This window comes from Streptomyces sp. NWU339 (assembly GCF_003143855.1).
GTDB lineage: Bacteria > Actinomycetota > Actinomycetes > Streptomycetales > Streptomycetaceae > Streptomyces.
Map to the genome: position 1 here is coordinate 357,732 of NZ_QFRK01000004.1, position 12,772 is coordinate 370,503.

Consider the following 12,772-nt stretch of genomic DNA (forward strand, 5'->3'; position numbering starts at 1 on the left):
TCAGTGGTCCTGAACACCCACCCGGTCAGCCGGCCAGGGCTTTGCGAAGGCGGCCCTCGTCGACGCGCCAGAACGTGTGCTGGCGGCCGTCGACGAGAACGACGGGGATCTGCTCCCAGTACCGCTCGTGCAGTTCCGGGTCCTCGGTGATGTCCTTGCCCTCCCACGCGACCCCGAGGTCACCGCACACCTTCTCCACCACGGCCTGCGCGTCGTCGCACAGGTGACAGCCGGGCTTGCGGATGAGGGTGACGAGACGATCCTGCGGGGCTTCACGGCGAAAGAGCGGACTCATGTCAGCCATTCTCGCCCTGCGGCGCCGCAGGGGAACCCCTCTGCGACCACTGTGACGCTCAGTGCCGTGCGGGACCCGTGTCCCGGACCGGTCCCGGACCACCCCGAGCCGGTCCCGTCCGCCGGGAGGAGTACACAGCTGCTGGTCCAGTACCTCGTTTTGGCGCACATGGGCACGGTTGAGTGAACGGCGTGAAGTTCCGTGGGTGTGCCCGGCTGGGTGCGCGTAACGCACTCGGTGCGATCTGGGACGCCGGGTGTGGCGTCAGCAGTCGGGGCCCCCGTTCCACCAGAGAGATGGTTCGGGGCCTCCCCGTCGCCTCTGGCCACACCCACATGGCCAGGTCGTAGGGATTCCGCCCACCTGGGACGGACCGCATACGTGATATGCGTCGCCGCCCAGGACGCGAAAGCGGAGGACCAGTGCGCCCAAGACCGTTCGGGACGCGCCGGAGAGTCAGGACTCACTCTGCTCGCTGCCTAGGAACGGTGCTTTAACGACACGGACGTGCAGAGTTCACGGTGTCCAAACCTCTCGGGTCCGGAACCGCCGACCGGACTGGCTATGCTCAACGCCATGGCCGCTCTCGGATGGCTCACCCCCCGTAGGCGCTCCGCCACGGCGCGGAGCGTGTTGGCAGGCGAGGCCTCGGCGGAGGCTGCCCGCAAATCCACTCAGGAAATTTCCGCCCGCGAACCGGAGTTCCCGGTTCACGGCGACGACCGGGCCGCCGCGTTCTTCGACCTGGACAACACGGTGATGCAGGGCGCGGCCCTGTTCCACTTCGGGCGGGGCCTGTACAAGCGGAAGTTCTTCGAGACCCGCGACCTCGCGCGGTTCGCGTGGCAGCAGACGTGGTTCCGGCTGGCCGGCGTCGAGGACCCCGAGCACATGCAGGACGCGCGCGACTCGGCGCTCTCCATCGTCAAGGGCCACCGGGTCTCCGAGCTGAAGTCCATCGGCGAGGAGATCTACGACGAGTACATGGCCGGGCGGATCTGGCCGGGTACGCGGGCACTGGCGCAGGCGCACCTGGACGCCGGGCAGCGGGTGTGGCTGGTCACGGCGGCGCCGGTGGAGATCGCCCAGGTGATCGCGCGACGCCTGGGCCTGACCGGGGCGCTGGGGACGGTGGCCGAGTCCATCGGCGGCGTGTACACCGGCAAACTCGTGGGCGAACCGCTGCACGGCCCGGCGAAGGCGGAGGCCGTACGCGCGCTGGCGGCGGCGGAGAACCTGGACCTGGACCACTGCGCCGCGTACAGCGACTCGCACAACGACATCCCGATGCTCTCGCTGGTCGGGCACCCGTACGCGATCAACCCGGACTCCAAGCTGCGCAAGCACGCCCGCGCGATGGACTGGCGCCTGCGCGACTACCGGACGGGCCGCAAGGCGGCGAAGGTCGGCATCCCGGCCGCGGCAGGCGTGGGCGCGGTGGCCGGCGGCACGGCGGCGGCCATCGCGATGCACCGCCGCCGGCGCTGAACCCGGCTGCGCTGAGCCTGACTCCCCCGAGCCCGGCGGCACTCCCGCGCACACCGGGTGACCGGTCAACTCGGCGGCGACGGACACCCGTACGGCCGCAGGCCTGATCAGCGGGGAACAAAAGTGGCGCCCCGCCCGCAACCCGGCCAATCCAACTGCTGTACCCCGCAACCCCGCTGTCCAGTCCTCTTGGCTGCACACGGCCACAACACGCCCCGTACCGAACCGGGAAGCGAAGCTTTTCGGTCAACATTCGATCAACATCGGATACTTGAATGTGCGTCAACAGGCCACGGAAGCGACGTAATCGGTGATTTGAGCAACTCGGTGTAGCAGTGCCTGCACGAAGCGTTATTCTCCTCAGACGCATTCGGGCACCCCTCCGTCGCTACGACGGGTGAACGGCCCGTACTGCACGTGATGGAAGCTCTGCCACTGGGAGTCCCGTGTACCCACACGTCGGGGTTGACGACTCGGGCCTGACCGCACTGCGCACCGCAGTCGTCACGGCCCGGGAGTTGTTGCGCGGCTTCGTCCCCACCGCGTACGCCGTCCCCGCTTTCGCCACCGCCACCGTCGGCCCCAGCTACGCCATCGCCGACCCACCCGTCGGCCCCAGCTACGCCCTCACCGACGACAGCGCCGCGGTGGCCAGGCGCGGACGCTCGTCCGGCGCGGCCACCGCGCGCCGCCCCGCCGCGGACAGCGACAGCGCCCGGATGATGGACCTCGTGGAGCGCGCCCAGGCCGGCGAGGCCGACGCCTTCGGGCGGCTCTACGACCAGTACAGCGACACCGTGTACCGCTACATCTACTACCGGGTGGGCAGCAAGGCGACCGCCGAGGACCTCACCAGCGAGACCTTTCTGCGGGCGCTCCGCCGCATCGGCACCTTCACCTGGCAGGGGCGCGACTTCGGCGCCTGGCTCGTCACCATCGCCCGCAACCTGGTCGCCGACCACTTCAAGTCCAGCCGCTTCCGCCTCGAAGTCACCACCGGGGAGATGCTCGACGCCAACGAGGTCGAGCGGTCCCCGGAGGACTCCGTCCTCGAATACCTCTCCAACGCCGCCCTCCTCGATGCCGTACGACGACTCAACCCCCAACAGCGCGAATGCGTCACGCTCCGTTTCCTCCAGGGCCTCTCCGTCGCGGAGACCGCCCGCGTGATGGGCAAGAACGAGGGGGCGATCAAGACCCTCCAGTACCGGGCCGTCCGCACCCTCGCCCGGCTCCTCCCGGAGGACGCACGCTGAGCGGAACGCACCCGCATCGACGGCACACCCTCCGTGACAGCCAACTCACCTTAGGTGAAACCTCGTTGACTCCCCCAACCGATCCTTCGGCACGCGTAACCCAAGTACCGCGCCGCTCGTTGTGCGGGATGCAGGCTCCCTGTGGTCACTCCCCACCGACTCCGATCACCCGATCGTATGAACAAGGTCAGGGGGTGGAACCCTCAGGACCCCCTGGGGAGTCGATCGTCATGACGAGAGGAGGTGCCGCCAGTGATCGCGAACGTATCGGCGCACCGGCGGGCGAGCGCCTTCGCCCAGGCCCTGGAGGAGCAGTCCGACCGGGTCACAGCGGCCGAGCAGCCCGAAGGATCGGCACCGGGACCGGCCGCCGCGAAGACGGAACAGGAGCGGCTGCTCACGCTCGCCGCCGGTCTCGGCACGCTACCCAAGCCGGAGCTGGACCCCGAGGTCAAGGTCGTCCAGCGGGCCCGACTGGTGGCCGCGTTCGAGGCCATGCTCCAGGAAGGCACCGCCGCGGGCGAGGCAGCGGATCCGTCCGCACCCGAACAGCGTTCACGCCGCGCCCGGGGCACTCACCGGGCGACCCCCCTGGGGAAGCTGAGACCGCGCTCACGGCTGGCCAAGGGGCTCACCGCGGGCGGCCTCGGCATCACCGTGGCCGCCGGTGCCCTCGGCGGAGTCTCCGTCGCCAGCTCCGACGCCCTGCCCGGTGACTCGCTCTACGGCCTCAAGCGCGGCATAGAGGACGTCAAGCTCGGCCTGGCCGACGGCAACGACGAGCGTGGCCGCGTCCTCCTCGACCACGCCTCCATCCGGCTCAGCGAGGCCCGTCGGCTGATGGAGCGCGACCGCAGCGGCTCCCTCGACCACGAATCGGTCGGCGAGATCCGCCGCGCCCTGTCCGGCATGCGGCACGACGCGTCCGAGGGCCACCGGCTGCTGCGCGAGGCGTACCGTCTCGACCCGGACTCCCTGGGTCCCATGCAGGCCCTCTCCTCCTTCTCCCACTCGCACCGGCAGGCCTGGGGCTCCCTGCGCGACAGACTGCCCGCGCAGCTCGGGGACGTCAGTCGGCAGGTGTCGTCGGTGTTCGACGCCATAGACGAGGACGTCGCCCCGCTGCAGTCCCTGCTCCCCCGCCCACCTGCCGGGGACAGCGGCGACAACGGCGAACCGCAGGACGGCCCCGGGGCCACACCCGGCGCCCCGTCCGGTGCCGGCCGTTCCCAGACGCCCGGCACCGGCACCGGCAGCCCCGACCAGGACAGCACCAGCAGCAGCGGTCCCAGCCGGTCCGCCGAATCCGGAGACGAGAGCGACAGCCTGCTCGGCGGCAACAACGGCGGGCTGCTCGACCCGCCGGAGGAGGCCGGCGTCAGCACCTCACCGCCGTCCACCGGCGGCACCACCCCGCCCGCCCGGCCCGACGTCACCCTCCCGCCCCTCCTGCCCGGCCTGCTCCCGGGCTTGGGCATCGACAGCGAGACCGTCGACTAGGACCGTCGGCTGGAGCGGACCGAACGGCAGGACGTACGTGGTCGGGGTGTCTCCTTGCGACAAGGGGGCTCCCCCCGACCACGTACGTCCGTCCGGCGCTCGCTAGAAGAACACCGACCTTCGCTGGACCAGCAGCTTGTAGAGAGTGTGCTGGATCTGCTCCCGGACCTGGTCGGTCAGGTTGAACATCAGCATCGGGTCCTCGGCCGCCTCCGGCGGATAGTTCTCCGTGTGGATCGGCTCGCCGAACTGGATCGTCCACTTCGTCGGCAGCGGGATCGCGCCGAGCGGGCCGAGCCACGGGAAGGTCGGCGTCAGCGGGAAGTACGGAAAGCCGAGCAGCCGTGCGATGGTCCGGGCGTTGCCGATCATCGGGTAGATCTCCTCCGCCCCGACGATCGAGCACGGGATGATCGGCGCCCGCGCGCGCAGTGCCGTGGACACGAAACCGCCGCGCCCGAAGCGCTGGAGCTTGTAGCGGTCGGCGAAGGGCTTGCCGAGGCCCTTGAAGCCCTCCGGCATCACCCCGACCAGTTCCCCCTGCTCCAGCAGCCGTGCCGCGTCCTCGGCACAGGCCAGGGTGTGGCCGAGCTTGCGGGCGAGCTCGTTGACCACCGGCAGCATGAACACCAGGTCCGCCGCGAGCAGCCGCAGATGCCGGTCGGCCGGATGGTTGTCGTGAACGGCGACCTGCATCATCAGGCCGTCCATCGGCAGCGTCCCGGAGTGGTTGGCGACGATCAGGGCGCCGCCCTCCGAGGGGATGTTCTCGATGCCCTTCACCTCGACCCGGAAGTACTTCTCGTACACCGGGCGCAGCAGCGACATCAGGACCTGGTCGGTGAGCTCCTCGTCGTAGCCGAAGTCGTCGACCGCGTAGTCCCCCGTGAGCCGACGGCGCAGGAAGGCCAGGCCACTGGCGACACGCCGGTCCAAGCCCTCTCCGCCGTCTGCGTCCGGGCGTGCGCCGCCGCCCGCGTCACCGCCGCCGGTGACCGGCTCCCGAGGCCGGTGCTCGCGGGGTTCGCCCGGCGCCGGAGCGTCGTCCCTCGCGGACGCCCGGCCCAGCAGGGGCTGGACCTCGCCCATCGAGGCGGCCTCGGCGCCCTTGCGCCGGCTGCCCGCGCCACGGCGGCGCGACGGGCGCTGCGCCGCGCCCCCGGCACCGCCTGCGCCCCCCGCACCCCCGCGGGAACGGTCGTCGTCGAACGGAATGACCTTGGCGTCCGCCATCGTTGCTGCGCTCCTCAGTTGGCGCTCTGCTTCGGGGGGTGGCCGCTGCCCGGCAGGGGCAGTACGGCGATCCGGTCGACGGTCCTCGCGAGGACCTCCGGCGGAAGCAGCCCGGGGCCACGGCTGCGCACGAAGTCCGTGAACGTTTCTGCAGTCGTGTACTTCGGTGTGAAACCCAGTGTCTCGCGCATCTGGTCCGTCGCCACCGCCCGGCCGTGTGTGAGCAGCCGGATCTGCTCCGGTGAGAAGTCCGACATGCCCAGCGTACGCACCAGCGAGCCCGCCCAGGTGACCGCCGGGAGCAGCAGCGGCACAGTGGGCCGACCGAGCCGCCGCGAGCACTGGGACAGCAGCAGGACACCATCGCCGGCGATGTTGAAGGTGCCGCTGTTGAGCGTGCCGCGCCGGGGTTCGTGCGCGGCCAGGCGCAGCACTTCGACCACATCGTCCTCGTGCACGAACTGCAGCCGCGGATCGTAGCCGAACACGGTCGGCAGGACCGGCAGCGAGAAGTACGCGGCGAGCGGGCTGTCCGCGGCGGGGCCCAGGATGTTGGCGAACCTGAGCACGCACACGGCGACATCCGGGCGGCGGCGCGCGAAGCCACGCACATAGCCCTCGACCTCGACCGCGTCCTTCGCGAACCCGCCGCTGGGCAGGGACTTGGGCGGGGTCGTCTCGGTGAAGACCGCCGGGTCGCGGGGCGCGGAGCCGTAGACGTTCGTACTGGACTTCACCACCAGGCGTTCGACGCGCGGGGACTTCTGACAGGCACCGAGCAGCTGCATGGTGCCGATGACGTTGGTCTCCTTGAGCGCCGTCCGGCTGCTGCCGCTGCCGAGCGGCGTGCCCGTGACGTCCAGGTGCACGACGGTGTCGGCACCGGCCTCCGCGAGCACGCGCGCGACGGTGGGCTGCCGGATGTCGGCCTGGACGAAGTCGGCATCGCCCAGAGGGTGCGCGGGCCGGACCGCGTCCACGGCCACGACCCGTTCCACATCCGGGTCACGCTGGATCCGTCGGACGAAACGGCCCCCCAAAGGGCGGGCCACTCCCGTCACGAGCACGACCTTTCCCAAGACCAGTGCCTTCCTCTTGCCTACGTCCTGCCCGCCAACCTAACGGGTCACGGTCGCTCTGTGGTGCCCACTCGATACCTGAAGTGACGACAACCGGGGAAAGACGAACAGACCCGGCCACACGTAAAGACAGTGGCCCCCCACCTCATCGGTGGGGGGCCACTGGACACGGTTCCGCGACGCCGCTTACTTCTTGTTGCGACGCTGAACGCGCGTGCGCTTGAGCAGCTTGCGGTGCTTCTTCTTGGCCATCCGCTTGCGCCGCTTCTTGATAACAGAGCCCACGACTACCCTCGCTCACTTCTCATCACTCGGTGTTTGGGCGCCATGGGCCCACACGACCTACGAGGGGCCAGCCTACCCGCCCGAGCGCTGAGGTCGTAATCGAGGAGATCAGGGAGGCCCGCGAGTGTCCGGACGGGTCCTCCCCGGTTCGCCGTCAGGCGGTGTCCACCCCCACGTAGCTCTCGCGGAGGTACTCGTGAACCGCTTGCTCCGGGACGCGGAAGGACCGCCCCACCCGGATCGCGGGCAGATGACCGCTGTGCACCAGCCGGTACACGGTCATCTTCGACACTCGCATCACCGAGGCGACCTCCGCCACGGTAAGGAACTGAACCTCGTTCAGAGGCCTTTCGCCAGCTGCAGCCATGACACACCTGAACCTTCCGCACTCGACGGCCACCGGCTTCCCCTTCCGGTGACTCTTCGTCGCTGCGTGCTCACTCCCCAATGTAGGGGCGGGTGATGCGAGTGGGGAAGAGGTGCACCCATCGGCGGCCTACTGTGACAGACGGGCTCGATTGATTACGTAGCGGGTCAGCGGCACATAGTGATCGGACCGTACGCCGTCATCAAGTGGAACCACCACCGACACACACCCCTCGGCCTCCCCCACGAACGGGGCGGGGTCGTTCACATCGGCCAGCGCGATGGCCTCGAACCCCAGCTGACCTGCGCCGCAGACCCAGCCATGGTCTCCGATCACCAGCCCGGGAAGCGGCCCGCCGACCTCGGCGGCCCCGGCGAGCGCGGTCCGAACCGGGAGCGGGGAGTGCGTGTGTGCGCCGGGCTCACCACCGGGGCGTTCGGGAACCGCGCCCCGGACGAGCGCGACTCCTCGCACGTAGTCGAGGCGGTACGTGCGTAGACCGAACCGGGTCGTTATGTCGACAGAGCGACCCCGCGCCGGGGTGAGGACGTCACATCCCGCCGCCGACAGGGCGTCTGCCAGAGCGGCGTAGAAACCGAGCAGCCGGTGCGGGTGGCCGGTGCCGAGCAGCACGGGCACACCGCTTCGGGCGGCGACCGCGAGACGCTCCGCACAGGCGTCCAGGGCCGCCAGGGTCCGCTCCGGGTCGATCACATCATGCCCGGAAACATGGCGAGGATCGGCCGAAACACCACACCTGTCCGCCATCAACTCGATCAATTCCCGCTGACTCCACACCCGTTCCGGGTCCAGGCCGATCAGCAGGCGCGGATCCCGGGCGGCGAAGAGCCGGTAACTCCGCAGGCTCTCCTCCCGAGTGGTGGCCACGACCCCGGCCAGCCGGGCGGCCAGCAGATGCCTACGAAGGCCGACGCGGTCGGCGGGGCCGGCGGGGCCAGCTGTGGTCGGCACGGGAGCGATGGTGCGCGACCCGGAGCCCGGGCGCCCCGGGAAACGGGAAAGACCGCACGGTTGGCGTAAGCACAACGAGCGGAAACCGCTTCGGAGCCGGGCCGCGAAGCCCGGCTCCGGCCCGTTCACGCCAGCAGCCCCCGCAGCGGGAACACCGCTCGGCGGGTCGCCAGTACCGCCTGGTCCAGCCGGTCCGCCGGGTCGTAGCCGGCCTCCCAGGGCGCCCAGGACACGGGCCACCGGCCGTCGGTCATCCGTGCCGGCCCCAGTCGCCGGGTCCGGGCGTACACCTCCTGGCGCCAGCTCTCGGGGATCACCGTCGCCGGATCCACCGGTCGCTCGGCCGCGATCGCCACCAGATGGGTCCAGGACCGCGGCACGACCTCCACCACCGCGTAACCGCCACCGCCCAGGGCCACCCAGCGCCCGTCGGCGTGCTCGTGCGCCAGCTCGTGGCACGCCGTCTGCACCGCGCGCTGCGCGTCCAGCGACACCGCCAGATGCGCCAGCGGATCCTCGAAGTGCGTGTCGGCGCCGTGCTGGGTCACCAGCACCTGCGGCCGGAAGTCCTCGAGCAGCTCCGGCACCACGGCGTGGAACGCCCGCAGCCATCCCGCGTCCCCGGTCCCGGCCGGCAGGGCCACATTGACCGCGCTGCCCTCCGCGCTGTCCGCCCCCGTCTCCTCCGGCCATCCGGTCTGCGGGAACAACGTCCGGGGATGCTCGTGCAACGACACCGTCAGCACCCGCGGGTCCTCCCAGAACGCGGCCTGCACGCCGTCCCCGTGATGCACGTCGACGTCCACGTACGCGACGCGCTCGGCCCCCAGCTCCAGCAGCCGGGCGATGGCCAGTGCGGCGTCGTTGTACACGCAGAAACCCGAGGCCGCCCCCGGCATCGCGTGGTGCAGTCCGCCCGCGAAGTTCACCGCGTGCAGCGCGTCCCCGCGCCACACCGCCTCCGCCGCGCCCACCGACTGTCCCGCGATCAGCGCCGACACCTCGTGCATCCCGGTGAAGGCGGGATCGTCCATCGTCCCCAGCCCGTACGACGGGTCCGCCGTCCCCGGGTCCGCCGAGGCCGCCTGCACCGCGCGGATGTAGTCCTCTCGGTGCACCAGCCGCAGGGTCGAGTCCCCGGCCGTCTTCGCGGCGACCACCGCCACCTCGCGATCCAGCCCGAACGCGCCCACCAGGCTCCGGGTCAGCGCGAGCCGCACCGGGTCCATCGGATGGTCCCGGCCGAAGTCATAGCCCGTTACTGCCTCGTCCCACATCAGCTGTGTGCGGCCGCTCATGCCCGCCACCGTACCGGTCCGGTTCGGGCGCGAACGACCTGGCGTACACCAACGTCACCAGCACCAGCACCATCGGCACCAGCATCGCCCCGCGATAACTCCAGGCGCCCCCGAGCGCCCCGACCAGCGGGGAGCCGATCAGGAACCCCACATAATTGAAGACGTTGAGGCGTGCCACGGCCGCATCCGGAGCTCCTGGGCCGCCCTGCGCGAAAGCGCGCCGACCCGCCGCCGCGAAGGTCTGCGGCACCAGCACACAGAGCCCCAGCCCCAGCAGCGTGAACCCCAGCATCCCCACCCACTCCCCGGACGCCCCGGCCACCACGGCGAACCCCGCCGCCGCCGACAGCGCCCCGGCCCGCACCACCACCACGGCCCCGAACCGCCGCACCCCGAAGTCGCCGAGCGTCCGCCCCAGCAGCGTGGTGACCATGTAGACGTTGTACGGAACGGTCGCCGACTGCTCCGAACTCCCCAGCACGTCCTGGAGGTACTTCGCGCTCCAGTTCGAGACCGTCGAGTCCCCGATGTACGCCACCGTCATCACCACACACAGCGGCAACAGCAGCTTGAAGGTGACGGCCCCGCCCGCGCCCCCGGCCCTCCCCGCCGCCTCCGTCACGGGCACGTCGGCCTCGCCGCCCCCGTCGTGCCCGCCGCCCTCACCGTCGACGTACCAACGGCTCCCGACCAACACCGCCGGCATCAGCACCAGCACGACCGGCAGATACGACACCCACAGCGCCCACTGCCAGTGGGCCCCCACCCACGCGAGCGACGCCCCGGCGATCCCGCCCAGGCTGTAGGCGGCGTGGAAACTCAGCATGATGCTGCGCCCGTACGCCCGCTGCAGACTCACCCCCAGCATGTTCATCGAGGCGTCCAGCGCCCCCACCGCCAGCCCGAACGCGGCCAGCGACACAGCCAGCCCAACCAGTTGCTCCCCGGCCCCGACCCCGAGCAGTGCCAGCAGCACGACCGGCTGCGACCACCGCAGCACCCGGCTCGCCGGCACCCGCCGCACCAGCCGCTCCGTCGTCACACTCCCGATACCGGCCAGGACGGGCACCGCGGCGAGAAAGACCGGCAGCAACGCGTCGGAGACCCCGTACCGGTCCTGGACGGCCGGAATCCGCGTCACGAGCAGAGCGAAGGCGACGCCCTGCACGAGGAAGCCGAACGCCAACGAGGCCCTGCCGCGCCGCAGCACATCAGTCATGGCGGCGAGCGTAGGGCCCCGGTGTACTGGTGGGTAGGTCCGGCCGAAGATGAATTCCGCTCGGTCTCAGCGGACTCGGTCTCAGCGGAGCAGTTCCGTCAACTCCCGCATGTCGGCGAAGAGTCGAGTGGCCCCGGCGAGCTTCTCGGCCGGCGTCATCGAGGCGAACCCGTACACGTCCATCCCTGCGGCGACCGCGGCCTGGACGCCGAGAGGGCTGTCCTCGACCACGACACACCGCTCCGGTGCGACACCCATCCGCTCGGCCGCGTGCAGGAAGAGGTCCGGTGCCGGCTTGCCCCGTCCCACATCCTGCGAGCTGAAGATCCGCTCGTCGTCGAACCACCGGTCCAGCCCGGTCGTGCGGTGGCCCACCCGAATCCGCTCATGGCTCCCGGACGAGGCGACACAGTACGGCACGCTGTCGGCGGCCAGTCGCTCCAGTACGTCCACGGCACCGGTGATCGGCTTCAACTCCCGCTCGAACGCTGCGAAGACGCGGGCATGGAACACGTCGTCGAAGTCGGCCGGCAACCGCTGCCCGGTCCTCTCCTCCACCAGGTCGTGCACCCGATGCATGGCGGACCCCATGTAGTCATGGATGGATTCCTCGTACGACGTCGGATGCCCGAGCTCGGTGAGATAGCCGGCCAGCAGCCGGTTGGAAATGGGCTCGCTGTCGACGAGGACGCCGTCGTTGTCAAAAATGACCAGGTCATAGTGCATGACCTCGACCCTAAACGCAGAAAGCCCCGCACCTGTCGGTGCGGGGCTCTCCCACGATTTGTTCGGCGGCGTCCTACTCTCCCACAGGGTCCCCCCTGCAGTACCATCGGCGCTCTGGGGCTTAGCTTCCGGGTTCGGAATGTAACCGGGCGTTTCCCCCACGCTATGACCACCGAAACACTATGAAACACTCAACCGCACCACGCTGAATCAACGCGGGGTCGTTCGTGGTTTCAGAACCAACACAGTGGACGCGAGCAACTGAGGACAAGCCCTCGGCCTATTAGTACCGGTCACCTCCACACCTTGCGGTGCTTCCAGACCCGGCCTATCAACCCAGTCGTCTGCTGGGAGCCTTACCCCATCAAGTGGGTGGGAGTCCTCATCTCGAAGCAGGCTTCCCGCTTAGATGCTTTCAGCGGTTATCCCTCCCGAACGTAGCCAACCAGCCATGCCCTTGGCAGGACAACTGGCACACCAGAGGTTCGTCCGTCCCGGTCCTCTCGTACTAGGGACAGCCCTTCTCAAGACTCCTGCGCGCGCAGCGGATAGGGACCGAACTGTCTCACGACGTTCTAAACCCAGCTCGCGTACCGCTTTAATGGGCGAACAGCCCAACCCTTGGGACCGACTCCAGCCCCAGGATGCGACGAGCCGACATCGAGGTGCCAAACCATCCCGTCGATATGGACTCTTGGGGAAGATCAGCCTGTTATCCCCGGGGTACCTTTTATCCGTTGAGCGACGGCGCTTCCACAAGCCACCGCCGGATCACTAGTCCCGACTTTCGTCCCTGCTCGACCCGTCGGTCTCACAGTCAAGCTCCCTTGTGCACTTACACTCACCACCTGATTGCCAACCAGGCTGAGGGAACCTTTGGGCGCCTCCGTTACCCTTTAGGAGGCAACCGCCCCAGTTAAACTACCCATCAGACACTGTCCCTGATCCGGATCACGGACCCAGGTTAGACATCCAGCACGACCAGACTGGTATTTCAACGACGACTCCACCACCACTGGCGTGGCGGCTTCACGGTCTCCCAGCTATCCTACAC

At 69.6% G+C, this 12,772-nt stretch carries 12 protein-coding genes and 2 rRNA genes; 3 read left to right on the forward strand and 11 right to left on the reverse strand.

Annotated elements, in window-relative coordinates:
• Nucleotides 1-25 precede the first annotated feature (25 nt).
• A complete protein-coding gene (locus DIZ27_RS08110) occupies nucleotides 26-304 on the reverse strand; it encodes a glutaredoxin family protein (protein WP_181383429.1) in 279 nt (92 codons plus the stop codon).
• A gap of 567 nt (nucleotides 305-871) precedes the next feature.
• On the opposite strand from DIZ27_RS08110, the gene DIZ27_RS08115 reads away from it, so the two are divergent.
• The 3 genes from DIZ27_RS08115 to DIZ27_RS08125 all read left to right on the forward strand — a co-directional run bounded on the left by DIZ27_RS08115 (nucleotide 872) and on the right by DIZ27_RS08125 (nucleotide 4,539).
• Entirely contained in the window at nucleotides 872-1,783 is a 912-nt protein-coding gene (locus tag DIZ27_RS08115; protein ID WP_109377658.1) for an HAD family phosphatase, read from the forward strand.
• A gap of 446 nt (nucleotides 1,784-2,229) precedes the next feature.
• The gene (locus DIZ27_RS08120; protein WP_109377614.1) at nucleotides 2,230-3,039 is read left to right on the forward strand and encodes an ECF subfamily RNA polymerase sigma factor, BldN family; all 810 of its coding nucleotides are present in this window, start codon (nucleotides 2,230-2,232) and stop codon (nucleotides 3,037-3,039) included.
• A gap of 252 nt (nucleotides 3,040-3,291) precedes the next feature.
• Nucleotides 3,292-4,539, forward strand: coding sequence for a DUF5667 domain-containing protein (locus DIZ27_RS08125; protein WP_109377615.1), 1,248 nt, complete (start codon nucleotides 3,292-3,294; stop codon nucleotides 4,537-4,539).
• Between the two features lie 102 nt (nucleotides 4,540-4,641).
• On the opposite strand, the gene DIZ27_RS08130 is transcribed toward DIZ27_RS08125, so the two are convergent.
• The 10 genes from DIZ27_RS08130 to DIZ27_RS08175 form a co-directional block, all read right to left on the reverse strand.
• Entirely contained in the window at nucleotides 4,642-5,772 is a 1,131-nt protein-coding gene (locus tag DIZ27_RS08130) for a lysophospholipid acyltransferase family protein (RefSeq protein ID WP_109377616.1), read from the reverse strand.
• A 14-nt stretch (nucleotides 5,773-5,786) separates the two neighbouring features.
• Nucleotides 5,787-6,851 carry an NAD-dependent epimerase/dehydratase family protein gene (locus DIZ27_RS08135; protein WP_109377617.1) on the reverse strand — a complete coding sequence of 355 codons (1,065 nt, stop codon included), beginning with the start codon at nucleotides 6,849-6,851 and terminating at the stop codon, nucleotides 5,787-5,789.
• A gap of 186 nt (nucleotides 6,852-7,037) precedes the next feature.
• On the reverse strand, nucleotides 7,038-7,136 hold the full coding sequence (locus DIZ27_RS08140) for a 30S ribosomal protein bS22 (RefSeq protein ID WP_003948845.1): 99 nt from the start codon (nucleotides 7,134-7,136) through the stop codon (nucleotides 7,038-7,040).
• Between the two features lie 154 nt (nucleotides 7,137-7,290).
• On the reverse strand, nucleotides 7,291-7,503 hold the full coding sequence (locus tag DIZ27_RS08145; RefSeq protein ID WP_157842153.1) for a helix-turn-helix domain-containing protein: 213 nt from the start codon (nucleotides 7,501-7,503) through the stop codon (nucleotides 7,291-7,293).
• A 129-nt stretch (nucleotides 7,504-7,632) separates the two neighbouring features.
• The gene (locus DIZ27_RS08150) at nucleotides 7,633-8,475 is read right to left on the reverse strand and encodes a phosphatase (protein ID WP_109377618.1); all 843 of its coding nucleotides are present in this window, start codon (nucleotides 8,473-8,475) and stop codon (nucleotides 7,633-7,635) included.
• A gap of 125 nt (nucleotides 8,476-8,600) precedes the next feature.
• Nucleotides 8,601-9,773, reverse strand: a complete 1,173-nt coding sequence (locus DIZ27_RS08155) for an acetoin utilization protein AcuC (protein WP_109377659.1) — start codon at nucleotides 9,771-9,773, stop codon at nucleotides 8,601-8,603.
• The gene (locus DIZ27_RS08160) at nucleotides 9,724-10,992 is read right to left on the reverse strand and encodes an MFS transporter (RefSeq protein WP_109377619.1); all 1,269 of its coding nucleotides are present in this window, start codon (nucleotides 10,990-10,992) and stop codon (nucleotides 9,724-9,726) included. Before DIZ27_RS08160 ends, DIZ27_RS08155 begins: the two co-directional genes overlap by 50 nt.
• An 81-nt stretch (nucleotides 10,993-11,073) precedes the next feature.
• A complete protein-coding gene (locus DIZ27_RS08165) occupies nucleotides 11,074-11,718 on the reverse strand; it encodes an HAD family phosphatase (protein WP_109377620.1) in 645 nt (214 codons plus the stop codon).
• Nucleotides 11,719-11,778: 60 nt separating this feature from the next.
• Nucleotides 11,779-11,895: ribosomal RNA gene (rrf, locus tag DIZ27_RS08170) — 5S ribosomal RNA — on the reverse strand.
• An 86-nt stretch (nucleotides 11,896-11,981) separates the two neighbouring features.
• Nucleotides 11,982-12,772 (reverse strand): 23S ribosomal RNA (locus tag DIZ27_RS08175); the annotation flags it as partial.